The following is a 25535-nucleotide window of genomic DNA, read 5'->3' on the forward strand; positions in this document are numbered from 1 at the left end:
GAAAATCGACAAAAGAAAGGCTCGATGTTGATACAACATCGAGCCTTTTTAATGCTTGTTACTTTAGATTAAGTAAAACAGATTAGAAGCGGTAGTTAGCTTGTACACCAACTAGCCAAACATTACCCGTTGTTGTACCAATAAATTGGCCGCCAACAGCTTCGGCTGCATCGTCAGATGCGTAACCGCGAGATTCTGTGATGGGAGCATCTTTAGCAATGATGTAAGTAAAGCCAGCATCCAATGAAAGCTGTTCAGACCATTGGTAACCAGCACCAACACTTAACCATGTGCGGTCAGTTTCTGGAATAGTGATAGTACGGTTTTTATCGCTAACTGCAGAAGTATCGTAAGCCACACCTGTACGTAGTGCCAGTTTAGGGTCAATTTGGTAAGTTGCGCCTACAGCAAAGCGATAGTTATCTTCCCAATTCTCAACCTTAACTGTATGGCTACCATATGTATGTAGCTCAGCTTGCAATTTTTCGAAAGAACTCCAGTCAGTCCAATTAAAACTAGCATGGATTGCAAGTGCTTTAGTGAGTTGATGGAAACTTGCAAGCTCTGCTGTTGCAGGAAGTGCTAACATCATATGTCCATTGTCACGTTGACCAGGTGTCATGCCAAAGCCGATGCCTTCTGCGTGACCTTCTAACTTCAGCTCAACCTCAGACTTGTAGGCAAAACCGATACGGTGGTCTTCGTTGATCTGCCACGCTGTACCTACTTGCCAACCCCAAGCGGTGTCTTCACCTTCCATATATTTCAGTGTAGTGCCTTCTGGAGCTGAGATCGGCATTTGGTTTGAATCTAGACCAATTGCATTTTTCGCTGGTGCTGTTGCACCGAAGCTGCCTTCACCCATAACGTAACGGATACCGCCACCAATGCTTACTTGCTCAACAACTTGATAAGCGAAGTTTAAGTTAGCTTCTTTAGTGATTACGCTTGCTTCGTTACCGAAATGAGATGCGTTGAAGTCGTCACCTAAATTCGTTTCCATTCCGTAATTCGTGCCAAATGCAAAACCGATAGCAAACTTTTCGTTGTAACGGTGAGAAATGTAAAGATTCGGGATAATAGCGTCATCTGCGAAATCGTTTGAAGATGCTTGGCTTGTACCTAACGCTGGGTGAGCGTGGTTTACTTCACCTTTAACATCAATGTTAGGGTTAACGTAAATACCACCAACAGAAACTTGTGTACCTTCTAGGTAAGTCAGCATTGCAGGGTTACGCCATTGAGCATCTGCACCGTCTGCCATTGCTGCTTCACCAGCGTATGCGCGGCCTAGGCCTGTTGCCGAGTATTCTGCTAGTTGAAAACCTGCCGCGTGAGTGACGGTAGAAGTCGAAAGTAGTCCAACTGCCACTGCAGCAGATAGAAGAGTCTTATTCATTTTCATTATTATGTTCGCTGAATCATAAGTATTTAGTGGCGTGATTCTACGTTTAGAGTCATTACTTTAAAAATGAAATTCGAATAAAACAGTGTTTTAGGGATTTAATGAGTAAATGTGTTTAATTATTAGAGAAATAATCTAAATGTTTCTGCTGTGTTGCGAAGTTTGAGCGTACACTTGTAGTCATATATTGACCTTGCAGGCTACAGTTGTAAGCTTAAATTGATGTAGGTCAGTGGTTTAGGCAATAAAAAAGGGTCGCATTATGCGGCCCTTTGGAGATTACTTATTAGCTTATATTAGAAGCTACGGCTGTACTGCAGACCCAGTAGGATTGCATCAGCATGTGTCGTACCAGTAATTGATGAAAGGTATTGTGGTTGACCTGGTGCACCAAAGAATGGGTTTTCAGTCTTCTCTTCTACGTCAACATCATCACCCATTAGGTAAGTGAAACCAAAGTCGATGTTCGACTTTTCGTCTAGGTGATATGTGAAGCCTGCAGAGAACCATTGACGATCTGAGTCTGGAACTGAAATTGAAGTTAGCTCATCCTGTGCGCTTGTGTCGTACATGTAACCCGCACGTAATGTCCAAGTTTGGTTTAGGTAGTATGTACCACCGATGGCATAGTGCATACCGTTTTGCCATTCGTAGTCATTCAATACGCCAGCATCTTTAGCTTCTAGCTTGTCAAAAGAGCTCCAGCCGATCCATTGAACAGAGTAGTGTACTGCAAATTTTGTATCTTCAATGCGGTGGTAACCAGAGAACTCAAGAAGATCTGGTAAAGGCATGTACAACGTGTCGTCTTTGTACTCAGTACCTAAGTAAGAGATATCGCCTTCAGCTTCTAGCTTCGGAGAGTAATGATAAGCTAGACCGAAACGGTTGTTCTTATCTAGCTCAAATACGGTACCTAAGTTAAAGCCTAGAGCCCAACCATCTGCATCGACATTTAAAGCATCGCCTTGCATGCCCAGAGGGTTTGGTCGCTGAAGCTCGCCTTTTCCGTAAATTAGGTCAAGGCCAGCACCAAAGCTCCATTGTTCGTTCAGACGGTATGAACCAGCAAGGCCAAAGTTAACACTTTGTACATCTGTTAGACCGCCATACTCGTTACCAGCGTAATCTGAAGAGAACTCAGTTTTAGTGCCGAAGTTAGAGTAAGCGTTGATACCCCATGCAAACTTGTCATTAACAGGAACAATAAGGTGGATGTTTGGAGCGATAGAAGTATCACCAGCATCATCGTAGTTTGCATTTGAAGACAAAGGAGAAGAAACTCCACCTGGATTGTAGCTAGCGTCTTTAACTTCAATCATAGAAGTGATGCTTTCAAAACCAAGAGATAGTTCAGTTTTGTCAAACAGTGCCATTGCCGCAGGGTTACGTGCCATTACTGACGCGTTATCTGCGATTACTGCATCACCAGCGAAAGCACGGCCGATACCGGTAGCTGATTGTGCGTTAAGTTGGAAACCTGCTGCCATCGCTTGCGAAGACGCCAGTGTAATTGTTACTGCTAAAAGAGACTTTTTAAACAGACGCGTGTTGTTGGTAGTCATTCATTTATTCCTTTATATATCCGCCTCTACAGGGCGATTAATTTGAGCAATTGCTCAATGGTGGCTGATCCTATTCGCAAGTATACGATATACAAATCCGACCATTGAGAATTTTGAGTGGAAAATTATGGAAATGACGCCTATCTGGCACGAAAATGGTGTGAAATGCTGTTTTTTAGAGTTTTAACTCTAGATGTATTGGTGGTGTGAATGGTTTTGTGGTTTATTTATAAATAAAGCCCAGCAATATCAGTAATATAATTGCTGGGCCTTTTGTGACGGGGCTTTAAGAGCGAATTAGCTCATTGGTTTGATCATTTTTGTCAGCTTTTCGGCGATTTTGGAAACATCCTCACCATTTTCACCCACAAGGATTAAGCTGCTGCCATCTACGGGTGTTACCGAGCCGGACATGCCTTTTTCATCAAAATCGATAGGTTTGTCTGTTGGAATACCGGTTAAAAACAGTGTTACTTTGCCTTTTGCGCCTTGGAAGACCATATGTACTGCGTTGGATTTACCAAAGCCACAGTGGTTTAGGTAATAAACATGGTAAGGGAAAGCGTCATCAAACTGAAAAGCAAATGGGTTCATTTTTGCGTTGATCTGCTGCGATGTAACCTGTTCATCGATGCTACTAACAAAGCTCTTCTCATCAACAACATGCTTCATCGCTGTATCAACTAAACTAGCTTGCGCAGGTGAAACGAATGCATTTCCCCAATTCACTTGGCCAACTAATAAACCTGCAACGAATGCTACTGAGGCGGCCATTGCCATTGCTCGTCTCGCAAACGTTGGCCTTACTACTTTGCTTTCTTCGCTTGAGGTCTGATTGAACAGAATACGATCAGCAAGATCGTCTGGCACATCCACATTCATCGCAGAGTGGATCTGTTTATCAAGCGCTAGTACATCGTCTAAGAAGTTACTATTGGCTTCGCTATTCGCGGTCGCATCAACAATATCTTGTGTACGTTGTTTAGGTTCCGACAATACACGACGACGAAATTCCAAATCATCCATTATGTTGCCCCCTCTCTGCCTCTTCTGTATCCAACAGCTCTTTCAACTGATTTCGAGCTCTGAATAAACGTGTCATCACCGTGTTTTTGTTGAGATCGAGAATATCGGCAATCTCATCACCACTAAAACCACCAATCACTTGCAAGAAGAGAGGTTCACGGTAATCAATTTCAAGTTTCATGATCTGGGCTTGCAACCACTGATGCTGATGGTGCGGGTCATCACTGACACTAGCATCGTTACCGTGATCGTCGATATCAACCAGATCAAACTGTTTGCGTTCAAAACGTCGAGCGTTCTCGCGTCTCAAGATGGTAATCAGCCAAGATTTGGCGGCTTTTTCATCTTGAAGGCTATCGAGTGACTTCCATGCACGAAGGCAAGTTTCTTGAACTAAGTCTTCGGCAATGCTTTTGTCTTTGCATAACCAATAGGCGTAGCGAAAGAGGTCACGATGATAGGCGCGCACAAGTGCTTCGTATTTTCTTTGTTTGTCCATATCAGAGTTGACCGGACGCTTGGCTGTTTTCTTTCCAAACATTTTTATTATTGACACACGAGCCTCCATAATTGCTCTGCGTATAGCTGTCCTCTATACGTTGTGCTTCGTTTTTATATTTTTAGAGCTAACGATCGGCAGGAAATCGTAAAATCACATTAAAATTGATCTACTTCAAAATCTAAGGCCTCGAACCCGTTATAGTACACCTTGTCGTCTAGTTAGTCATTCGTGGCTAGCATGTTGAGCAAGACGACACTTCCTTTTGAAGGCTGACTTTACTTTCTCCTAATCAGGAAACTGATTATTTCAATTGGCGCTAAGTTAATTGCTTTATATACATTCCGACCACACAGCTTTGTGTGGTTTTTTTTTGCCTCAAGAAAACCATTCCCTACACAGCGATAACAGTCTTTGCTTACAATAGTTTAGTCTCTTACGACAACCTTTCCCCCCAAAAGGTTCGCCTGAATGCGCAGTTATATTTTCAAACAGTGAGATACTCGTATCACGTTTATTTAAACGCTCGTTTGATTTAATTAACAACTTCTTTACAATGCTTCAGGTCAGACCTCTTAACTTTAAGGAGAAACCATGGGCAAACAGGAAGTCAAAACGCGTTCTGGAGAACGTGTTGCCGTTGTCGCTGGATTACGAACCCCATTTGCTCGTCAGAGCACAGAATTTAGCCAAGTGCCTGCGGTTGACCTAGGCAAAATGGTTGTGAGCGAAATGCTTGCAAGAACGGATGTCGATCCTGCGCTTATCGAACAAGTTGTGTTCGGCCAAGTAGTGCAAATGCCAGAAGCGCCGAACATTGCGCGTGAAATCGTGTTGGGCACAGGCATGAACATCAATACCGATGCCTACAGTGTCACACGAGCATGTGCGACCAGCTTCCAAGCGGCAGTTAACGTGACCGAAAGCATTATGGCTGGCACGATTGATATCGGTATTGCGGGCGGTGCGGACTCTTCTTCTGTATTGCCTATCGGTGTTTCGAAAAAGTTAGCGGCAAATCTATTAGCGCTGAGTAAAACGAAAACTATGGGTCAAAAGCTGAAAATTCTTAAAACACTTTCCGTAAAAGATTTGATGCCAGTACCACCTGCAGTTGCTGAATACTCGACCGGTTTATCCATGGGACAAACGGCTGAGCAAATGGCTAAGACGCATGGTATTACTCGCGAAGCTCAAGATGCACTTGCTCACCGTTCTCACTCTTTGGCTTCTCAGGCATGGAAAGAAGGCAAGATTAAAGACGAAGTGATGACGGCATTCCCGGCACCTTACAAAAAGTATCTAGCGGAAGACAACAACATTCGCCACGACTCAACGGTTGAAGGATACGCCAAGCTACGTCCTGCTTTTGATAGAAAGTACGGCAGTGTAACGGCAGCCAATGCTACGCCACTGACTGATGGCGGTGCAGCAGTGATGTTGATGCGCGAAGGTAAAGCGAAAGAACTAGGCTTAGAAGTGCTTGGTTATATTCGTGGTTATGCGTTCTCAGCGATTGGTGTTGAAACAGATATGCTGATGGGCCCGACTTACGCGACCTCACAAGTATTAAAGAACACCGGTTTAGAGTTGTCAGACCTAACACTGATCGAAATGCACGAAGCATTCGCTGCCCAAGTTTTGGCTAACGTGAAAATGTTCGCAAGCGATGAGTTTGCACAGAAGAATCTTGGCCGCGATAAAGCGATCGGTGAGATTGATATGGAGAAGTTCAACGTGCTGGGTAGCTCGATTGCTTACGGACATCCGTTTGCAGCGACTGGCGCACGCATGATGACTCAAACATTACGTGAACTGAAACGTCGCGGTGGCGGCTTGGCACTGAACACAGCGTGTGCGGCTGGTGGTTTAGGTGCAGCAATGATCTTGGAGGTAGAATAATGTCTACGACTCTTGATGCAACAACAGAAAAAGAAACAGTCGCTCAACCAGATTCAACCTCTGCGACTGAATCAACCAAAAAGAAAGCGACAGCATTTACTCTCAATATCGATGAGCAAGATATTGCTTGGTTAGCGATTGATGTACCAAACGAGAAAATGAACACGCTGCAAGCGGCTTTTGCTGAAGAAATGAAAGCCATCTTCGAGCAACTCAAAGAAAAGCAAAGCCGAGTTAAGGGCCTAATCGTTCATTCTCTTAAGCCAGATAACTTTATCGCTGGTGCTGATGTAAGAATGCTTGATGCGTGTAAAACGGCTGACGAAGCACAGTCTCTGGCTCGCCAAGGGCAGGAGATGTTCCAAACGCTTTCTGAACTACCGTACCCAGTAGTCGCAGCGATTCACGGCCCATGTTTAGGTGGTGGTTTAGAGCTTGCACTGGCGTGTGATTACCGTGTATGTACCGATTCAGATAAGACTCGCGTTGGTCTGCCAGAAGTACAGTTAGGTCTGTTACCAGGCTCTGGCGGTACACAGCGTCTACCTCGCCTTATTGGTTTGCTGCCATCTCTTGACCTAATCCTTACGGGTAAGCAACTGCGCGCTAAGAAAGCGAAATCGCTCGGTGTTGTCGATGCTTGTGTGCCTGAAACTATCCTGCTTGAAGTCGCTAAAAGCTTTGTTGAAAAGAATACGGGCAGTAAAAAAGGTAAGCGCCTTGCGTCGAAAAGCCAAGCGTCGACCAAAGAAAAGCTGATTTCACGTAACGGCCTTGGTCGTAAAGTGATTTTTGAACAAGCTTCTAAGAAGACCAATCAGAAAACACGCGGCAATTACCCAGCAGCGGATGCGATTTTAGACGTGATTCGTTATGGCCTTGAGAACGGCTTTGATAAAGGTCTTCAGTATGAAGCGAAGCGTTTCTCAGAACTGGTTATGACTTCAGAGTCTAAAGCCCTTCGTTCGATTTTCTTTGCAACCACGGAAATGAAAAAAGAACACGGCGCAGACGCTGAACCCAAAGCGGTTAAGCGTGTTGGTGTGCTAGGCGGTGGTCTTATGGGCGCAGGCATCAGCCATGTCAGTGTTGCTAAGGCGAAAGTGCCTGTACGCATTAAAGACGTATCAAATGAAGGTGTACTGAACGCGCTTAACTACAACTTCAAGTTGTTCGATAAGCAGCGTAAGCGTCGCATTCTGAGCCGAGCGGGCCTTGAAAGTAAGATGCTTCAACTGTCTGGTGGTATCGACTTTACGAGCTTTAATCACACCGATGTGGTGATTGAAGCGGTATTTGAAGACCTCGACCTTAAGCAGTCAATGGTTGCGGACATCGAAGCCAATGCCAAGCCAGAGACTATTTTCGCGACGAATACGTCTTCATTGCCGATCCATAAGATTGCGGAGAAGGCGCAGCGACCAGAAAACGTGGTCGGTCTTCACTACTTCAGCCCAGCCGAAAAAATGCCGCTAGTAGAAGTTATCCCTCATGAAACTACGTCAGAAGAGACGATTTCTACGGTTGTTGCATTAGCGAAGAAGCAAGGTAAAACGCCGATTGTTGTGAAAGACACGGCTGGTTTTTATGTGAACCGTATTCTTGCTCCGTACATGAACGAAGCAGCGCATTTACTGCTAGCGAACGAGCCGATTGAAAAGCTCGACAGCACGTTATTGGACTTCGGTTTCCCGGTTGGTCCTATCACTTTATTAGATGAGGTGGGTGTTGATATCGGTGCGAAGATCATTCCGATTTTAGTGAATGAGCTTGGCGATCGTTTCCAAGGTCCTGATGTGTTCGATATTCTTTTGAATGACAATCGTAAAGGCCGCAAGAGTGGTAAAGGTTTCTACACTTACAAAGGCAAGAAGAAGGAAGTGGATAAGTCAGTTTACAAGCTGCTTAAGCTGCAACCAGATCCTAAGTTGAGCGATAACGATATCGCGATGCGCTGTGTGTTACCTATGCTAAACGAAGCGGTTCGTTGTCTAGACGACGGCATTATCCGCAGCCCTCGTGATGGTGATATCGGTGCGATTTTCGGTATCGGTTTCCCGCCATTCCTAGGTGGTCCGTTCCGTTATATGGATCAAATCGGCATTAAGTCACTGGTTGAGATGATGAACGATTTCGCTAAGAAGTACGGTGATCGTTTCGCGCCATGTGATGGCCTACTGACACGTGCTGGATTGGGTGAGTCTTTCTACAAGTAACTCTCTAACTCATTGATTAAGAAGCCCGTATCAAGCAATTGATGCGGGCTTTTCTGTTTTATGAACGAGTGTGAAAGGAATGAGATTCCCGACTCAGTCGTTCCTCCTTCTCGGGAATGATGATTGAGAGATAAAAAGTAAGTTATTGCGTTGATTAGAAAGGTGGTCAAACACACGTCAATCAAAACTACCGTCATCTCCTAAAGCGACGAAGGAGCGTAATAGGAGATCTGCTTTTGGGCTGCATCCAATAAAAAAGGTTGATGCTTTCACATCAACCTTATGATTTTCATTCCAGCTTTATCAGCCTAGCTCAGTATCTTTCGGGCGTAACTGAAACTCATCAATAGAGCCAATTTCAACACCTGCTGACAGCTTCTCTTCCTCATTATGAGCATTACCGTGAGCATGCATAATCAGGCGATTTGCCGTGCGTGGTTTTAGCTGGCTAACCACAAAACGCATCATGTCTGAGCGAGTTAACCCCTTAAGGTCTTCCAATACGCGCTCTCTCTGGTTGAACTCAACATCCTTATTGCCTATCGCAACCCATAAGCGCTGAGCTCGCCCTCGCAAAGTCGTATCTGGTGCCGAAATCTGATTCCAGAGACCGCGCTTACTGCTGTGCCATTGATAGTCGTTAAGCTCCAACAGCACCATGTAAAAGGCATTGAGGAACTCATCTATTGAAGCTAACAAGTCAGCAGGGGCGGCATTCGGTGATTGCACATACAACACAATACCAGGGTGTCGGTTGAGCGGCATATTGCCAGTACCGACCATGTAACCTAGCTGCTGCTTGGTTCGTATCTCATGGAAGAAAGTGGCCGACATCAAATGGTTTGCCAATGAATACAGCGCGATATTTTTAGGTGAAATATCAGGGCATTGGTAATAAACCACAATTGCTGAATCATCTTGGTTACACACCACTTCACGTTGGAAGCTGCCGTTTTCACCGAGCATGATGAGCGGACGCAGTGATTCTTCGTAAGCCTGATCTTGAACACGCAGTGCATCTTTTAGCGTTTCAGCCATCTTGTGTGCATCGGCTTTTTTCCAGTCGCCATACACAAACATCTCAACATGAAGTTCCGCCAAGATTGCTTGAACAAAAGAGGAGAGCTCATCGACCTCTATCGTTTCTAGGGCTTCAATTAACACGGAATAAGGCGGGTTATTTGGTTGAAGTATCCCAGTCATTGCATTAAACAACTGCGAAATAGGGCGATCTTGCGACGCGTTGTTCCAGTTTCTGAGCAATTGATGCTTGATGGTTTCGAAGCGTGTTGGACTAAAGTCGCGTGCTTGGAAACGTTCAAGAATCATATTGAGCAGTTGTGGCTGTTTCTCGCTAAACCCGGACAGAGTGAGCGTTACACCGCCCTGATGGGTGTACATGTTGTAGCCCATTCCGGCGATTTCAGCCTGATACGTATCTTTTTCGAGTGAGTCTAAGAACATCTCTACGCACAAGCGTGTTTTAACGATATTTCTTGGGCTAGCAACTGAGTGCGGGCTATCGATAGCGACATACACCACACCTTTAGGAACTCGAAATTGATGGTCTTGCAGGTGCCACAGCTTAAAGCCGTCGAGCTCTTCTAACAGTTGTGGGAACTTAGCGTCACCTTCCAGTTCAGTCGGGTCTAGATCGTAGCAAATAAACGGGTTTTTGCTTGGGAGTTCAAACTGCCAACCGGGGTTAATGCACGTAAAGCATTGAACTTGTTCAGCGCTAAAAGGTGTGACCGAGTAGGGAGTAAAGTACCACTTCGCTTCCCTGTCATACTCGAATCCCTGAGCAACAATGGTCGCTCGCATGTTGTCTACGGTTAAGTAAGGCAGCAAAGAACGCTGTAATTCGTCATCGAAATGCGACATTTTGTAATCGCCATACACCACATCTTGCTCTTGGTAGTGCTGCATGTGGATGACGAGGTGGCTGACGACATCAAGCGGTCTTGCTGGCTCTTGAAAGCGGAAAGCAGACTCTAAAACGGCGCGTTTTTCTAGGTAGCGCCACTCTTCTATGCCTTGTTGTTCGACTAACTTGATGTACTGAAATATCGCTTGGATGATGTTATCGGTTTTGGTTAAACCTTCTATGGTCAATGAGCAACTGACTGTGAAATCACGGTAGTTACTGCCACTCGCGCCACCACCTGCAGAGAGAGATGTTATCCAGCCTTTCTCTTTGAGTTGCATCATCAAACTGCCTTCACCTTCGTAACCTAAAAGGTGGGCAAAGAACGACAAAGGCTTAACGCCGTAGTGTTCGTCCATGCTTGGCATCGGGAAGGTTAAGATCAGTTTGCGTACTTCTTTAATTGGCTCAACACGCACTTGTACGCCTGTGCTCAACTCGCCAACAATCGGAACTTCAACCTTTTTGCCTTGTAGGTTGTGATTGGTGATTGAGCTAAAGCGATCCTCAACCCAGCTTTGCATCTCATCTAACGACTGATTGCCAGACAGTGTCAGTGTCATCAAGTCAGCAGAGTATTGTTGCTGGTGGAAAGCCAAGATCTCTTGTCGAATCGTCTCGCCGTTTCTGTCACCCAACGTATCGATATTACCGACAGAAAACTTCGAGAATGGGTGATTGTGATTCACCAGTTCTTTGGTAACTTGGTACAAGCGTCGTGAGTCGTCGTTGAGTTTCATCTTGTATTCGGAGTCAACGGCTTGGCGTTCTTTGTCTAACGCTTCTTCGTTGAAAAGGGGAGCGGTAAAAAATTGGCTGAAGCGATCGAGTGCGGTTTCAAAGGCATTCAATTCAACATCAAAAAAGAAGCAGGTGTGCTCTGTTCCTGTCCAAGCGTTGTTGCTACCGCCATGCTGGCTGATAAAACTTTGGAACTCTCCGACCTTTGGATACTTTTCAGTTCCCAAAAATAGCATATGCTCTAAGTAGTGAGCTAAACCCTCTCGGTCTGTAGGGTCATCAAAATGCCCCACATTGACGGCTAATGCGGCTGCTGCTTTTTGAGCATTTTGATCCTGAACTAACAGTACACGTAACCCGTTATTTAAGGTTATGTAGCGGTATTGATGTTCATCATTTGGGCTTAAGTGCACAGGAGCATCTCCAGAGAAGGTGGTTTTTAAATTATGTACCCGATGATTCGGCGTGCAAACCTTGTGATCATATTTTGGGATATGAAGTGCTTTTTGGCGATTTCTAAATCACTTTTATCGATTTTTATCAGTAATTTATTTTCTTTTAACAAGATTGTTAAGAAAGTCGAACTCTTTGGCAAGTGACTTGATATAATTATTTATATTGACTGCGGTTTCTCTGGATTGAGAGCCAAACCTAAGTAGCGTTTCGCTGATATATGGGATATATCGACTTTCGACATGTTACGAAGACAGGATTGAACATGAAAATATTCATTATGCGCCACGGTGAAGCAGAACATTTTGCCAACTCGGATGCAGAAAGAGCGTTGACCAAGCGCGGGAAAATGGCTTCTCTTGCCGTGGCACAAGCTGCAAATGAGCAGGGGATTAGTCAATTCGATAAAGTGCTGGTGAGCCCATATTTAAGGGCACAAGAAACGTGGTTAGAGATCTCTCAGGCGTTTTCTGGAAAGAAAGTAGAAACCTGTGATGATATTACGCCTTATGGAATGTCCGACGATGTGTTTGATTTGACCTTAGCAATGGCTGAAGTAGAAAAACTAGAGACCATTTTATTTGTTTCTCATTTACCTCTAGTGGGCTACCTAACTGCAGAGTTTGCAACAGGCATGGCGCCGCCTATGTTTCCCACTTCGGGCCTAGCGTGTATCGACTTCAACCTTGAGACACAAAAAGGTGAGTTGCTTTGGAACATCAATCCATAAGCTCGTTGAGCTCTGTTTGATGACAAAGTTGCAGACAATTAGAAAGGGCATCTCAATATGATTGGGATGCCCTTTGTTGTTTTTTGGTGAGAGAGAGTTTGTTAACCAGAATTACTTCTCAGGAACCGAAAGCAAGACTAACAGCGCGCCATTGCCGCCAAACTCTAACGGCGCTTGGTGGAAAGCCATCACGTCTGGGTGCTGTGCTAACCACAAAGGCACCTTCTGTTTAAGGATGTGTTTACCGATACCGTGTTGAACGCAAGCACACGCCACGCTCTCTTTCACGCAGTGCGCAATCATCGCGCCAAGCTCACGTTTGGCTTCTTGTTGAGTCATACCATGCATATCGAGATACACGTCAGGCACGTAGACACCACGACGGAGGCGCTTGACCTCATATTTAGAGACATCATCACGCGCATAACGCGTCGGACCGTCTTCGCTAAGATGCGGAATGAACTCATCCGAGAAATAAAACTCGCTATCACTGGCTTGTCTTGCCGTTCGAGTAATTTCTTTTTGCTTGGCATTTCTTTTTGGCTGCTGGACTATGGTATCCTGTTGCAACTTTTTAACGCCCTTTACTGCATCGTTGAACAGGGCGAAATCGTCATCGAAGTCGGTGTCTTTTTTGCTCATCAGGTTATGAATTCTAATTAGAAACGTAATTAGCAGTATTGTAGCGCTTTTCGGAGACAATTTTGGATAAGATTTTTGTAGAAGAAGCGGTATCAGAACTACACACGCTTCAAGATGTGATTCGTTGGACTGTTAGCCGCTTTAACGCAGCGGGCCTATTTTATGGTCACGGCACTGATAACGCGTGGGATGAGGCAGTACAACTTATCTTACCTACTCTTTATCTGCCGATTGATGTTCCTTCGCATGTGATGAACTCTCGTCTAACGAGCAGCGAACGTCTACGTATTGTTGAGCGCGTAATCAAGCGTATTAATGATCGTACACCAACGGCTTACCTAACCAACAAAGCTTGGTTCTGTGGTCTTGAGTTCTTCGTTGATGAGCGCGTTCTTGTGCCTCGTTCTCCAATTGGTGAGCTGATCGAAGCTCAATTCCAACCTTGGTTAACTGAAGAGCCAACTCGCATCATGGATATGTGTACGGGTAGTGGTTGTATCGCTATTGCTTGTGCTCACGCATTCCCAGACGCTGAAGTAGATGCGATTGATATCTCTACTGACGCATTGCAAGTTGCAGAGCAGAACGTTCAAGATCACGGCATGGAGCAGCAAGTGTTCCCAATCCGTTCAGATCTTTTCCGTGATTTGCCAAAAGAGAAATACAACCTGATCGTATCTAACCCACCTTACGTGGACGAAGAAGATATGAACAGCCTGCCAGATGAGTTTACTCACGAGCCAGAACTTGGCCTAGCAGCGGGTACAGACGGTCTGAAATTGGTTCGTCGCATCTTAGCTAATGCACCAGACTACCTAACTGACGACGGTATTCTTATCTGTGAAGTTGGTAACTCAATGGTTCATATGATGGATCAGTACCCAGAGATTCCATTCACTTGGATTGAATTCTCTAACGGTGGTCATGGCGTATTCATGATCACTCGTGAGCAGCTTGTTGCTTGCGCTGATGAGTTCTCTATCTACAAAGACTAGGTTTCAATTATTAGGTTAGTGCCCCTATCTTAGGGCTGTAAGCTTAGAACCTGACATCTAGTAAGACGTTCGATTTGAAACGTTTTTATTTAAACGCCATGCAGCAATGCATGGCGTTTTTTATTGCCTAGATTAAAGATGTTTGCATTTATATCGAAGACGTTAAGCGCAATATTTAGTTGATTAATATGAGGGCTTATTACATATTGGTGTTTAATATTTAGTCGTTTTAGTGAGTTAAGGAGGATTCACGATGAGCTTTGATACATGGATTTATTATTTATTAGCGGTGCTAATTTTAACGGCATCACCAGGCCCAAGTTCTTTATTGTGCATGACCAAAGGTGTGCAATCTGGCTTTAAATTATCGATATTTACTGCCTTGGGGAGCTTAACTGCGATTACTGGTATTTTAACTTTATCGTTTACCGGGCTAGGGGTAATTATTGCTTCGTCTGAAGTGGTATTTAATGTCATAAAATGGACTGGTGCAGCTTATCTGATCTTCCTCGGTTGGAAGTCTCTGCGCTCTAGCCAACAAGATTATGACAAGTTATCGGATCAACAAGGCGGTGCTCAATCTGTCAAAGAAAGCGCTGCGCAGCATTACTTAAGTGGCTTTATTGTTGGCGCGAGTAACCCCAAAGCTATCTTGTTTTTTACTGCACTTTTCCCACAGTTTATTGATCCCTCAATTGCGCTATTACCACAGTTTACCGTGTTTGCTTTTACCTTCGCAGTGATGGAATTGTCTTGGTTATTGGTGTATGCCTACTTGGGGGCGAAGTCGTCAAATTGGTTGTTTGCGAAAGGTCGAGCCAAGGTCTTTAATCGTGTCACTGGAGGTGTCTTTATTGGGGCTGGCGCACTGCTTTCGACGACCAGTCGAGCATAACTTTCTGTTTTATCAGAGAGGTGAATGGTTACAGAATATTCTTGATGCTGTCATAAAAGGTTAATATTAATGTGCTTGCTGCTTTTGGCGAAAAGCCGATATATTGTAGTTACACCATCACGTTCTCAAGGAGAGACATATGCAGCATCAAGAAATGATTCAACACAGTAACTTTGGCGTAATCAGTCGTACTTGGATTTTCTCTACCCTTTCTCTAGTGGGTATTCTTGCTCTAATGTAGTCAGCTTCATGGCTCTATATTTTTAGTTTTTATTATGAAATCACTTGTTAAAAAGTCTTCAAAGTCAGAACTCTTTCTCTTATAAATGTGGCTTTTCTCATCAGGCTAGCCACTTAATTTTTTCTTAGTCATCTTCTTCTAGCAAGCATCCCACAGTAATTTACTCCTAGTCGCCCTTTCTCGTAGTCGTCTTCTTCCCCTAAAGCCGCCACCTTCTTCCTGTGGAATGGTTTATCACCTTACCTCTATAAACAAGCGCCATCGCACTTCTGAAGTTGTTACGAAACTGTGATAATCTTAAGTTATCTTTTATCTACAGTGTATCTCTCATGTCTGTCTGGGATTCTATTTCATTTAACAATCGATTTACTGCATTACCTCGACTGTTCTATACCCCAATTCAACCTACACCGCTCAGCAATGTCCAATGGCTCGCATGGAACCATAAGCTTGCGGATGAACTCGGTTTTCCGTCATTTGATGATGCTTCCGAGGAATTGCTTGAAACGTTATCTGGCAATGTTGAACCTGAGCAGTTTTCGCCTGTAGCAATGAAGTACGCAGGCCACCAGTTTGGTTCTTATAACCCGGATTTAGGTGATGGAAGAGGGCTGTTATTAGCTCAAATTGTCGCGAAAAGTGGCGAAACGTTCGATTTACACCTTAAAGGTGCCGGTAAAACGCCCTATTCACGTATGGGCGATGGACGCGCTGTTATTCGATCAACCGTTCGTGAGTACTTATGTAGCGAAGCGATGGCAGGGCTCAATATCCCAACCACTCGCGCGTTGGCTATGATGACCAGCGACACACCGGTATATCGAGAGAAGCAAGAGTGGGGCGCATTGTTGGTGCGTGCTGCCGAATCACACATCCGTTTCGGTCACTTTGAACATCTGTTTTATACCAATCAGTTGGCTGAGCATAAGTTGCTGGCCGATAAAGTCATTGAATGGCACTTCCCTGAGTGTCTCGATGAAGAGAAACCCTACGCTGCTATGTTTAATCAGATTGTTGACCGTACCGCGGAGATGATTGCGTTGTGGCAAGCGAATGGTTTTGCTCATGGCGTGATGAACACCGATAACATGTCGATCATCGGGCAAACTTTCGATTATGGCCCGTTCGCGTTTCTTGATGAATATGACCCAAGATTGATCTGTAATCACTCGGATTACCAAGGTCGTTATGCTTTTAACCAGCAGCCAAGAATAGGGCTTTGGAACCTGTCGGCACTGGCTCACTCACTTTCTCCGCTGATGGATAAGGCCGACTTAGAGGCGGCTTTAGAGCAGTACGAACCGCAAATGAACGGTTACTTTAGTCAGATGATGCGTCGTAAGTTGGGGCTACTTTCGAAACAAGAAGGTGACAGTCGTTTGTTTGAATCTATGTTCGAGCTGATGTCGCAAAACAAAGTCGACTACCCAAGATTTTTTAGAACGTTGTCGAATTTGGATACCTTGCAGCCGCAAGAAGTGATTGATTTGGTTATCGACCGAGAGGCAGCAAAGCTGTGGGTAGATAACTACTTACAACGCTGTGAACTGGAAGAGAGCTCAGTGGCAGAGCGCTGCGAAAATATGAGGCAGGCAAACCCGAAATTCATCCTCAGAAACTACCTAGCTCAACTGGCGATAGACAAAGCAGAGCGCGGTGATAGCAGCGACATTGATGCTTTGATGGTGGTACTGGCAGACCCTTACGCGGAACACCCGGATTATGAGCACCTTGCGGCTTTACCTCCTGAGTGGGGTAAAGCCATGGAGATCAGCTGCTCGTCTTAAATCGGCTTATCAGTATAAAACCAACAGATAGCGGTCGCTTAGTTGTGATCTCTATCTGTTTGTTCTTCTAACTTTACAAACATATCAATAATCAAATACTCGACCTGCCTATACACTATGTGAATAAGTTGTAAATTTTATAGGTTTGGGCGATGCCAACAAATACTCGAATTCTCGTGGTGGATGATGATCAAGAAATCCGCGAGTTGCTGGAAGAGTACCTTACAAAATCGGGTTTCGATGTCTCTTCGGTTGGAGATGGTGTTGAACTAGAAACTCATCTCCAAAGCCAAGGTTATCCTGACCTGATACTTCTAGACGTGATGCTTCCTGGTGACGATGGTTTTACCTTGTGTCAACGCGTCCGTAAGCAATCGAATGTGCCTATCATCATGCTGACTGCCGTATCGGATGAAACCGACCAAATTATCGGCTTAGAAATTGGTGCTGATGATTACATTGCCAAGCCGTTTAGCCCTCGTCAGTTAATGGCGCGTATCAAAGCGTTGTTGCGCCGCGTTCAAGTGGTGGATGACAAGACAAGTGATGCATTGCCAAAACAGATTGTTTTTGGTGATTGGACGCTTGATACGTTAGCGCATCGAATTTCCCACAATGAAAACTCGGAAGAGATGGATTTGTCGGGCAGTGATTTTTCTCTGTTGATGTTGTTCTTAACTCGCCCTAACGAAGTTCTCGACCGTGACACTATCTCATTCGCGACCAGAGGCCGCGAAGCGTTGCCTTTTGAACGTGGCATCGACGTGCAGCTTAGTCGCCTGAGAAGCCGATTGGGCGACAGCGGCAAATATCCTCATTACATCAAAACCATGCGCGGCAATGGCTATATTCTCGCTGTGCCTGTTCAGTATGAGCACTGATAATCAAGTGCTGTCAATGAACACCTTGCCAATGAAGTATTTCCTATGAACTGGATGAGTCGATTAAAACCCAACTCCTTGGTCGCAAGAACATTGCTACTGACCTTGTTAGCCGTGGTGATTGCTCAGGGTATCGCAACGTCTATTTGGTATAGCGAATCCAAACACAAAGAGTTGGAAGGGATTCGTTCTGCCTCCGAAAGCATGGCCAATATGTTTGCCTCGACGGTGACTTTCTTTCAGTCTCTACCCGTCAAATATCGTCATATCGTATTAGATCAGATCCGCAATATGGGCGGTACGCGCTTTTTCGTCTCTTTCAATAAAGAGGCGTTGATTGTCGAACCGATCCCTGATACCCGTTTAAAAACCGCCTCGATTGAAGCTATAGAAAGTGTTTTGAGTAGCAAGCTCAATAAAGTCGAATCAGTGCGGGTTGATTTCTCTCGCCCTGAACATCTTCGTTTGCTTAAAAATGACATCTACTTGAGCGATCTCCCGCGATCGTGGGCACATCATACTTTAACCTTAGAACCTCTTAACCCTCCTATTCTGGTTGTTCAGATAGAATTAGCCAGTCATGAATGGGTGTATATCGCCGCGTTGTTGCCTGCGCCTTACGTCAAACTCGACGATACGATTCTCGGCAGAGAACAGGTGATCTTCTTAGTTTCCTCGACCCTCATTCTTTTGGTTTTGACTTACTTGATGATTCGTCGCCAAGTACGTCCGCTTAAGAAATTGGCAAGAGCGGCCAATGAGATGAGTATGGATATCCAGCAGCCGCCACTTAATGAAGAAGGGGCAACGGAACTGGTCACCGCGACTCGGGCCTTTAATCGAATGCAGCAACGGATTCGTCGCTATGTTGCCGACCGGGAGCACCTTTTCTCGGCAATTTCCCATGACTTAAAGACACCAATAACACGGCTTAGATTGCGTGCAGAGTTGTTGGAGAGCGAAGTAAAGAAAGACAAATTCAATAAAGATCTCGATGAGCTTGAGATGATGGTTAAAGGTGCTTTGCAAGCGGTAAGAGACACAGATCTACACGAGAATAACGCCATTATTGACCTCAACGAAATGGTACTTGCTGTGATTGAATCTCATAACCAGTACCAAACGAAGGTAGAGTTCGAGCCGGTCGTCATTGAGCCATTGGTCGCGAAACCACTGGCGATAAAGCGTGTACTGACCAACTTAATCGACAACGCGGTTAAGTATGGTTCATCAGCAGTGGTAGAAATCAGCGGTGATGAGCTTTGGGTAGTCGTGACCATTCAAGACCGTGGCAATGGCATTCCAGAAGACAAGCTAGAGTTAGTTTTTGAACCTTACTTTAGGTTAGCAACGGATGATCAAGGACACGGTCTTGGCCTCGGGATCTGCCGAAATATCCTGCATGGACACGGCGGAGATCTCATTATTCGCAACTCCCCTCAAGGCGGCTTAGAAGCCAAAGTCTATATCCCAACAGGCCTAGAAGTGTAATGTAACAATTATGTTACATAGAGCTTACCTTTTGTTTCAATCCTAAAAATCAAAATAAGTAGACTCTTTATTGAACCGGACGTCGAGTCCGCTAAACATGGAAGATAATAATGAAAATCAATAAAACCCTACTTACTCTATCTCTTCTTGCTGCCTCAACATTTTCTCAAGCTGGTGAAGTGGAAGTACTTCACTGGTGGACTGCCGGTGGCGAGGCGAAATCCGCAGCGGTACTGAAAGAGATGATTGAAGAACAAGGCCATACTTGGAAAGATTTTGCTGTTGCTGGTGGCGGCGGTGAAAGTGCGATGACTGTTTTGAAAACTCGAGCAGTGTCGGGCAATCCTCCATCTGCCGCGCAGATCAAAGGTCATGATATTCAAGAGTGGGGTGGTTTAGGTTTTCTAACGTCTCTCGATGCAACGGCGAAACAAGAACAATGGGATGAGCTACTGCCAGAAGTGGTCACTAAAGTGATGAAGTGGGATGGCGAATATGTGGCGGTTCCTGTCAACGTTCACCGTGTTAACTGGCTTTGGGCGAACCCTGTTGTTTTAGAAAAATCAGGCGTGACGGTTCCAACTACGTTAGATGAGTTCTTCGTTGCTGCAGACAAGATTAAAGCGGCTGGCTTCATTCCACTGGCTCACGGTGGTCAACCTTGGCAAGACGCGACAGTCTTCGAAGCGGTGGCGCTTGATGTACTAGGCAGTGAAGACTACAACAAAGCGTTCGTTGATCTTGATATGGACGTTTTATCTGGCGACAAAATGGTGGAAGTATTCACCAAGTTCAAAAAGATGCGTGATTACATCGACAGTAACTCTCCAGGCCGTGATTGGAACGTAGCAACTTCAATGGTTATCAATGGCGAAGCGGCAATGCAGATCATGGGTGACTGGGCGAAAGGTGAATTTACTGCGGCAGGCAAAGTGCCGGGTAAAGACTACATCTGTGCACCAGCTCCAGGTACTGATGGCCAATTCACTTTCAACATCGATAGCTTTGCGTTCTTTGAGTTAAGCGACAAAGAGAACCAAAAAGCGCAGCAAGACCTAGCGAAAACCATTCTTACCAAAGATTTCCAAGAAGTCTTCAACCTTAACAAGGGTTCTATCCCTGTCCGTCTAGATATGGACATGTCTAAGTTTGACCAATGTGCGTTGGACTCAATGGCAACCTTCAAAGCGAGTGCTGAATCTGGCGACCTTGTTCCGAGTATGGCTCACGGCCTAGCGACAACAAGCTACGCTCAAGGCGCTATCTATGACGTAGTGACTAACTTCTTCAATGAGAAAGATGCCGATCCGAAACAAGCGGCAGCTAAGTTAGCAAAAGCAGTGAAAGCGGCTATCTAATCTAACTTGATAAGTGACACACAACGCACGTGAGTGACGGGTTGTGTTGTTTTATCGAACCCCCAGGGTGGGTAGGCTCGTAGGGAGCCTATCTGCTCTTCACTCCCAATTCTAATATGCGTGATGCTGATGTGGTACCGAAAGGTAAGCCATTGGCTCGATTGTGCAACAAGGATAAGTTATGGAGCATGTTTTGACTGAGTCGACTCCAAAACCCACAAGGAGCCAGCCTGCACCGAAACCGAGTTTTGATGACAGGTTGCAACATTGGTTACCTAAAATTGTGCTGGCGCCAACTGCGTTAGTGACCGTGGTGTGTATCTACGGTTATATATTTTGGACGGCCGCATTGTCGTTCACCAACTCTCGATTTCTTCCGAGCTTCAACTTCGTTGGTTTAACCCAATATGAAAAGCTGATGGATAACGATCGTTGGATCACCTCTATCACCAACCTCGGTGTGTTTGGTTTTCTATTCATGGCGATTGCTATCTTGCTAGGTGTTGGTTTAGCTGTATTACTTGACCAGAACATCCGTCAAGAAGGCGCGATTCGTACTATCTACCTCTACCCAATGGCGTTGTCATTTATCGTGACGGGTACCGCTTGGAAATGGATTCTTAACCCGGGTCTTGGCATTGAAAAGCTGATGCAAGATTGGGGCTTTACCGACTTCAAATTCGATTGGTTAGTCGACTCTGAAATGTCGGTCTATACCTTGGTTATCGCAGCACTTTGGCAGTCGTCAGGCTTCGTGATGGCGATGTTCTTAGCCGGCCTTCGTGGCATTGATTCTTCAATCATCAAAGCCGCTCAAATTGATGGGGCAAGCTTACCCACTATTTATCTGAAAATCATTCTACCTTGCTTGCGCCCTGTGGTTTTCAGCGCGGTGATCATCACCTCACACATTGCGATTAAGAGTTTCGACCTTGTGACCGCGATGACAGCGGGTGGCCCAGGTTATTCATCGGATCTTCCTGCGCTATTCATGTACGCACACTCATTTACGCGTGGACAAATCGGCCTTGGTGCTGCCAGTGCCATGATGATGCTTGCTGGTATCTTAGCGATTCTCGTGCCTTATCTTTACTCTGAACTTAGGGAGAAAAAGTCATGATGAATAACATCAATTTTGCTCGAATCTTTATTTATTCAGCACTGCTTTTCTTCTGCTTGGTGTATCTAATGCCATTGTTTGTCATGGCGCTGACCTCATTCAAAACTCTGCCAGACATCAAGGCAGGTAACTTGATGAGCTTACCGAAAGAGTGGGTGTTTGATGCTTGGTATAAAGCGTGGGACACCGCCTGTACGGGCGTGAAATGTGAAGGCATCAAAGGCTACTTCTGGAACTCGTTCCAAATGGTGATTCCTGCGGTTGCGATTTCAACATTGCTCGGTGCATTCAATGGTTATGTAGTGACGAAATGGCAATTCCGAGGCTCGAATCTGTTCTTCAGCTTACTGTTGTTTGGTTGCTTCATTCCGTTCCAAGTGGTGCTACTACCAATGGCAACCATGCTCGGCAAGATGGGGCTAGCGAACACAACCATCGGCTTGGTGATTGTGCACGTTATCTACGGCATGGCGTTTACAACTCTGTTTTTCCGTAACTTCTACATCTCGATTCCGGATGAATTGATCAAAGCAGCAAAACTGGATGGTGCAGGCTTCTTTACCATTTTCTTCAAGATCTTATTACCGATCTCTACGCCTATCATCATGGTGACGGTGATCTGGCAGTTCACCGCAATCTGGAACGATTTCTTGTTCGGGGTGGTGTATTCCGGCTCAGAGACTCAGCCAATCACCGTAGCATTAAATAACTTAGTCAACACCAGCACGGGCGTTAAAGAATACAACGTTGATATGGCTGCCGCGATCATCGCCGCGCTGCCAACGCTGTTGGTGTATGTCTTCGCAGGAAAATATTTTGTTCGTGGCCTAACGGCAGGATCAGTAAAAGGATAATTACCCATGGCAACATTAGATTTAAAACAGATCCGTAAAACCTATCGCAACGCGGACAACGAAACGTTAAAGGGCATCGACATCAGTATCGATTCGGGGGAGTTCTTGATACTTGTCGGCCCTTCGGGGTGTGGAAAATCTACCCTAATGAACACCATTGCTGGGCTAGAAAATATTAGCTCGGGTGAAATCGTGATTGATGGTGTTGACGTGGCCCAGGTTGAACCTAAAGACCGCGACATCGCGATGGTATTCCAGTCGTACGCACTTTACCCAAACATGACGGTACGCGGCAATATCGCCTTCGGCTTGAAGATCCGCAAGATGCCACAAGACGAAATCGACGCAGAAGTGAATCGCGTCGCTGAAATGCTGCAAATTGAGCAACTGCTTGATCGTAAACCATCACAGCTATCTGGTGGTCAGCGCCAGCGTGTCGCGATGGGACGTGCACTAGCGCGTCGTCCTAAGTTGTACCTGTTCGATGAACCGCTTTCTAACTTGGATGCCAAGCTGCGTGTTGAAATGCGTCATCAGATTAAACGCCTTCACCAAAAGCTTAACACCACCATTGTTTACGTCACCCATGACCAAATAGAGGCGATGACCTTGGCGGATCGTATTGCGGTGATGAAAGATGGTGAACTGCAGCAACTCGGTACGCCGCAAGAGATCTACACCAAGCCAAATAACATGTTTGTCGCGGGCTTTATGGGTTCACCATCAATGAACTTCATTAAGACCATGGTGGATTTGGATGATGATCAGAATCCGATCATCAAAGTAACGGGTACGTCTGAGCAAGAGCACCACATTCGATTACCACAAAGCATGCGTGAACAAGATGGCAAAGAAGTGGTGATTGGCCTGCGCCCTGAACACATCACTGAGCAGGAAAGTGAAGATGTGTCGGCAACGACCAAGCTAGATTTACAGCTGGAAGTCTTGGAACCTACAGGGCCAGATACGATTGCGATGGTGAAAGTGAACGACCAAGAAGTAGCGTGTCGCTTGTCGCCAGAATTTGAAGTGTCAGTTGGGCAAATGGCGCCGCTGCATTTTGACTTATCAAAGGCGGTATTCTTTGATGCTCAGACTGAAGCGAGAATTGATTTTTAGTTTTTGAGACAGTAGCTCAATGAGAGTCTAAGCTTAAACAAAGGCAGTATCACTAACTTATAATAAGTAACGTGATGCTGTCTTTTTTGTGTTTTAGCCTGTTTTATTTCCTCACGAAAACAGAGGGATAAACGAGATAAATGGATTAACTGCAATAATATCGCTAATTAGCCTCCGTTAGCTCTATAAAGCTGACCGAGAACAGCGTAGGATCGCGCTACTTTAGACCAAATACTAGGTTGCACATTAGTGCATAAACAGAAGAATACATGAAACTAACAGCAAAACCCTCAGCTAGTAACGCTTTACTTATTTCTATTACGACACCGGACTTCAAAGGTGACGAAGCAAAAGAGTCTCTTGCCGAACTTGCTCGCTTAGTAACAACCCTAGGGTTTAAAGTGGTCGGTACACAATCACAGCACCACAGTTCAACACAACGACAAAACGTGTTGGGCGCAGGTAAGCTTGCAGAAATTGCACACCTCACCGGTTACCAAGGTTCGATTGAAGAAGCAGAAGATGAAGATTTTATCGATGAATCTTTTGATTTTCGCGCTAGGATCGATGAATTAGATTTTGATGATCTTCCATCTGAAGATGTGGAGTTTGGTACTGCTGACGTAGTGGTATTCGACTGTGATTTGAGCCCATCTCAACTGCGTAATGTAGAAGCGCACTTGGGTGTCGAGGTATTTGACCGTACTGGTATCATCATCGAGATCTTTAGCCGCCATGCTCGTACTCGTACCGCACGTCTGCAAGTTGAAATCGCTCGCCTAAACTACTTAGTGCCTCGACTGCGTGAAACAGCCGACGGTGATAAAGAGCGTCAAATGGGTCAGGGTGCTGGTGAAACTTCATTAGAGCTAGACCGCCGTAAAGTACGTGACCAAATTGCTGCGCTTAAACGTGAGCTGGTTAGCGTACAGGACGAAATGAAGAACCGACGCACTCAGCGTTCGGAGCTTTTCACTGTTGCTCTGGTTGGCTACACCAACGCGGGTAAATCTTCGATGATGCGCGCTATGACCGCAACCGAAGTGAGCGGTGAAGATAAGCTATTCGCGACCTTAGATACCACGGTTCGTGCACTTCAGCCGATCACTCAGCCGCGTATCTTAGTGTCAGATACGGTGGGTTTCATCAAGAAACTGCCACACGATCTGGTTGCTTCATTCCACTCAACACTAGCAGAAGCGCATGATGCTTCATTACTGCTTTATGTGGTTGATGCTTCTGATGTTTCATTCCGCGCGCAGCTTGATGTGGTACACGAAGTATTAGCGCAAGTGGGCGTTGAAGGCAGCGAAAAACTATTGGTACTGAACAAGTGCGATAGATTGAGCGAAGAAGAACAGTTAGAGCTGATTGAAGAATTCCCAGATGCAATGCTGACCTCGACTCGTGACCCGCTCGATATCACCAAACTACACAAGTACATTGTGGGTGTGGCTGAACAAGGCATGATCGAAGAAGAGATCACGATTCCTTATTCTGGACAAGGCATTATCGGTGAGATTCGCTCAAACATGAGTGTGGTGAAGGAAGAATACGACTACGAATGCATCAAGCTTACTGTACGCTCAAGTGCAATTGATTTAGCGCGCTTGAAAAAGCGTATGCAGAAGTCTTAATCGTCTATCTAATTTAGATAAGAACGTCCAAAGAAAAAGCGACCTAAGTGG

General features: G+C 45.3%; 19 protein-coding genes. 13 read left to right on the forward strand and 6 right to left on the reverse strand.

The features are described from left to right. Positions 1-82: 82 nt before the first annotated feature. The 4 genes from AB6D93_RS10480 to AB6D93_RS10495 all read right to left on the reverse strand — a co-directional run bounded on the left by AB6D93_RS10480 (position 83) and on the right by AB6D93_RS10495 (position 4537). Complete coding sequence (locus AB6D93_RS10480; RefSeq protein WP_102332827.1) at positions 83-1405, reverse strand: outer membrane protein transport protein; 1323 nt, start codon at positions 1403-1405, stop codon at positions 83-85. Positions 1406-1701: 296 nt separating this feature from the next. Further along, positions 1702-2970 carry an outer membrane protein transport protein gene (locus AB6D93_RS10485; protein WP_102332826.1) on the reverse strand — a complete coding sequence of 423 codons (1269 nt, stop codon included), beginning with the start codon at positions 2968-2970 and terminating at the stop codon, positions 1702-1704. Between the two features lie 297 nt (positions 2971-3267). After that, the gene (locus AB6D93_RS10490; RefSeq protein ID WP_017060647.1) at positions 3268-3996 is read right to left on the reverse strand and encodes a DUF3379 domain-containing protein; all 729 of its coding nucleotides are present in this window, start codon (positions 3994-3996) and stop codon (positions 3268-3270) included. Further along, a complete protein-coding gene (locus AB6D93_RS10495; protein WP_017060646.1) occupies positions 3989-4537 on the reverse strand; it encodes a sigma-70 family RNA polymerase sigma factor in 549 nt (182 codons plus the stop codon). Before AB6D93_RS10495 ends, AB6D93_RS10490 begins: the two co-directional genes overlap by 8 nt. A gap of 552 nt (positions 4538-5089) precedes the next feature. On the opposite strand from AB6D93_RS10495, the gene fadI reads away from it, so the two are divergent. Then, positions 5090-6397, forward strand: a complete 1308-nt coding sequence (gene fadI, locus AB6D93_RS10500; protein ID WP_017060645.1) for an acetyl-CoA C-acyltransferase FadI — start codon at positions 5090-5092, stop codon at positions 6395-6397. Next, on the forward strand, positions 6397-8613 hold the full coding sequence (gene fadJ / locus AB6D93_RS10505) for a fatty acid oxidation complex subunit alpha FadJ (RefSeq protein WP_102332825.1): 2217 nt from the start codon (positions 6397-6399) through the stop codon (positions 8611-8613). The genes fadI and fadJ overlap by 1 nt, the downstream gene beginning before the upstream one ends. A 303-nt stretch (positions 8614-8916) precedes the next feature. Here fadJ and AB6D93_RS10510 read toward each other — a convergent pair whose 3' ends face one another. Beyond that, complete coding sequence (locus AB6D93_RS10510) at positions 8917-11694, reverse strand: insulinase family protein (RefSeq protein WP_102332824.1); 2778 nt, start codon at positions 11692-11694, stop codon at positions 8917-8919. A gap of 305 nt (positions 11695-11999) precedes the next feature. Between AB6D93_RS10510 and sixA the strand changes: the two genes are divergently transcribed. Then, on the forward strand, positions 12000-12464 hold the full coding sequence (gene sixA, locus AB6D93_RS10515; RefSeq protein ID WP_017064097.1) for a phosphohistidine phosphatase SixA: 465 nt from the start codon (positions 12000-12002) through the stop codon (positions 12462-12464). Between the two features lie 111 nt (positions 12465-12575). Here sixA and smrB read toward each other — a convergent pair whose 3' ends face one another. Beyond that, entirely contained in the window at positions 12576-13106 is a 531-nt protein-coding gene (smrB, locus tag AB6D93_RS10520) for an endonuclease SmrB (protein ID WP_017064096.1), read from the reverse strand. Between the two features lie 62 nt (positions 13107-13168). On the opposite strand from smrB, the gene prmB reads away from it, so the two are divergent. From prmB to hflX, 10 genes are all read left to right on the forward strand, one after another. Then, positions 13169-14101 carry a 50S ribosomal protein L3 N(5)-glutamine methyltransferase gene (prmB, locus tag AB6D93_RS10525; RefSeq protein ID WP_017060640.1) on the forward strand — a complete coding sequence of 311 codons (933 nt, stop codon included), beginning with the start codon at positions 13169-13171 and terminating at the stop codon, positions 14099-14101. Positions 14102-14354: 253 nt separating this feature from the next. Further along, the gene (locus AB6D93_RS10530) at positions 14355-14996 is read left to right on the forward strand and encodes a LysE family translocator (RefSeq protein WP_017060639.1); all 642 of its coding nucleotides are present in this window, start codon (positions 14355-14357) and stop codon (positions 14994-14996) included. A 570-nt stretch (positions 14997-15566) separates the two neighbouring features. Continuing rightward, entirely contained in the window at positions 15567-17024 is a 1458-nt protein-coding gene (locus AB6D93_RS10535; protein ID WP_102332823.1) for a protein adenylyltransferase SelO, read from the forward strand. Between the two features lie 152 nt (positions 17025-17176). Next, a complete protein-coding gene (locus AB6D93_RS10540) occupies positions 17177-17905 on the forward strand; it encodes a response regulator (protein ID WP_017066145.1) in 729 nt (242 codons plus the stop codon). 45 nt (positions 17906-17950) lie between these two features. After that, a complete protein-coding gene (locus tag AB6D93_RS10545; protein ID WP_102332822.1) occupies positions 17951-19396 on the forward strand; it encodes an ATP-binding protein in 1446 nt (481 codons plus the stop codon). A gap of 110 nt (positions 19397-19506) precedes the next feature. Then, positions 19507-20754, forward strand: coding sequence for an ABC transporter substrate-binding protein (locus AB6D93_RS10550; protein WP_004736057.1), 1248 nt, complete (start codon positions 19507-19509; stop codon positions 20752-20754). 181 nt (positions 20755-20935) lie between these two features. After that, positions 20936-21874, forward strand: coding sequence for a carbohydrate ABC transporter permease (locus AB6D93_RS10555; protein ID WP_102332821.1), 939 nt, complete (start codon positions 20936-20938; stop codon positions 21872-21874). After that, positions 21871-22728 (forward strand): carbohydrate ABC transporter permease, encoded by an 858-nt coding sequence (locus tag AB6D93_RS10560; protein WP_009848502.1) that lies wholly within the window; start codon positions 21871-21873, stop codon positions 22726-22728. Before AB6D93_RS10555 ends, AB6D93_RS10560 begins: the two co-directional genes overlap by 4 nt. 6 nt (positions 22729-22734) lie before the next feature. After that, on the forward strand, positions 22735-23847 hold the full coding sequence (locus AB6D93_RS10565; protein ID WP_017068959.1) for an ABC transporter ATP-binding protein: 1113 nt from the start codon (positions 22735-22737) through the stop codon (positions 23845-23847). Positions 23848-24116: 269 nt separating this feature from the next. Next, positions 24117-25484, forward strand: a complete 1368-nt coding sequence (hflX, locus tag AB6D93_RS10570) for a GTPase HflX (RefSeq protein WP_102332820.1) — start codon at positions 24117-24119, stop codon at positions 25482-25484. Positions 25485-25535: the final 51 nt, after the last annotated feature.

Origin of the sequence: Vibrio sp. 10N.247.310.23, from assembly GCF_041467155.1 — a bacterium.
In the GTDB taxonomy this organism is placed as follows: Bacteria; Pseudomonadota; Gammaproteobacteria; order Enterobacterales; family Vibrionaceae; genus Vibrio; species Vibrio crassostreae_C.

What these genes read in the sequence shown, in the direction of transcription:
- AB6D93_RS10490 (WP_017060647.1), bottom strand. Translation starts at nt 3,996, where the DNA reads ATGGATGATTTGGAATTTCGTCGTCGTGTATTGTCGGAACCTAAACAA.
- AB6D93_RS10555 (WP_102332821.1), top strand. Translation starts at nt 20,936, where the DNA reads ATGGAGCATGTTTTGACTGAGTCGACTCCAAAACCCACAAGGAGCCAG.
- AB6D93_RS10545 (WP_102332822.1), top strand. Translation starts at nt 17,951, where the DNA reads ATGAACTGGATGAGTCGATTAAAACCCAACTCCTTGGTCGCAAGAACA.
- AB6D93_RS10550 (WP_004736057.1), top strand. Translation starts at nt 19,507, where the DNA reads ATGAAAATCAATAAAACCCTACTTACTCTATCTCTTCTTGCTGCCTCA.
- AB6D93_RS10495 (WP_017060646.1), bottom strand. Translation starts at nt 4,537, where the DNA reads ATGTTTGGAAAGAAAACAGCCAAGCGTCCGGTCAACTCTGATATGGAC.
- AB6D93_RS10480 (WP_102332827.1), bottom strand. Translation starts at nt 1,405, where the DNA reads ATGAAAATGAATAAGACTCTTCTATCTGCTGCAGTGGCAGTTGGACTA.
- AB6D93_RS10485 (WP_102332826.1), bottom strand. Translation starts at nt 2,970, where the DNA reads ATGACTACCAACAACACGCGTCTGTTTAAAAAGTCTCTTTTAGCAGTA.
- hflX (WP_102332820.1), top strand. Translation starts at nt 24,117, where the DNA reads ATGAAACTAACAGCAAAACCCTCAGCTAGTAACGCTTTACTTATTTCT.
- AB6D93_RS10530 (WP_017060639.1), top strand. Translation starts at nt 14,355, where the DNA reads ATGAGCTTTGATACATGGATTTATTATTTATTAGCGGTGCTAATTTTA.
- sixA (WP_017064097.1), top strand. Translation starts at nt 12,000, where the DNA reads ATGAAAATATTCATTATGCGCCACGGTGAAGCAGAACATTTTGCCAAC.
- fadI (WP_017060645.1), top strand. Translation starts at nt 5,090, where the DNA reads ATGGGCAAACAGGAAGTCAAAACGCGTTCTGGAGAACGTGTTGCCGTT.
- AB6D93_RS10560 (WP_009848502.1), top strand. Translation starts at nt 21,871, where the DNA reads ATGATGAATAACATCAATTTTGCTCGAATCTTTATTTATTCAGCACTG.
- smrB (WP_017064096.1), bottom strand. Translation starts at nt 13,106, where the DNA reads ATGAGCAAAAAAGACACCGACTTCGATGACGATTTCGCCCTGTTCAAC.
- AB6D93_RS10535 (WP_102332823.1), top strand. Translation starts at nt 15,567, where the DNA reads ATGTCTGTCTGGGATTCTATTTCATTTAACAATCGATTTACTGCATTA.
- AB6D93_RS10565 (WP_017068959.1), top strand. Translation starts at nt 22,735, where the DNA reads ATGGCAACATTAGATTTAAAACAGATCCGTAAAACCTATCGCAACGCG.
- AB6D93_RS10540 (WP_017066145.1), top strand. Translation starts at nt 17,177, where the DNA reads ATGCCAACAAATACTCGAATTCTCGTGGTGGATGATGATCAAGAAATC.
- fadJ (WP_102332825.1), top strand. Translation starts at nt 6,397, where the DNA reads ATGTCTACGACTCTTGATGCAACAACAGAAAAAGAAACAGTCGCTCAA.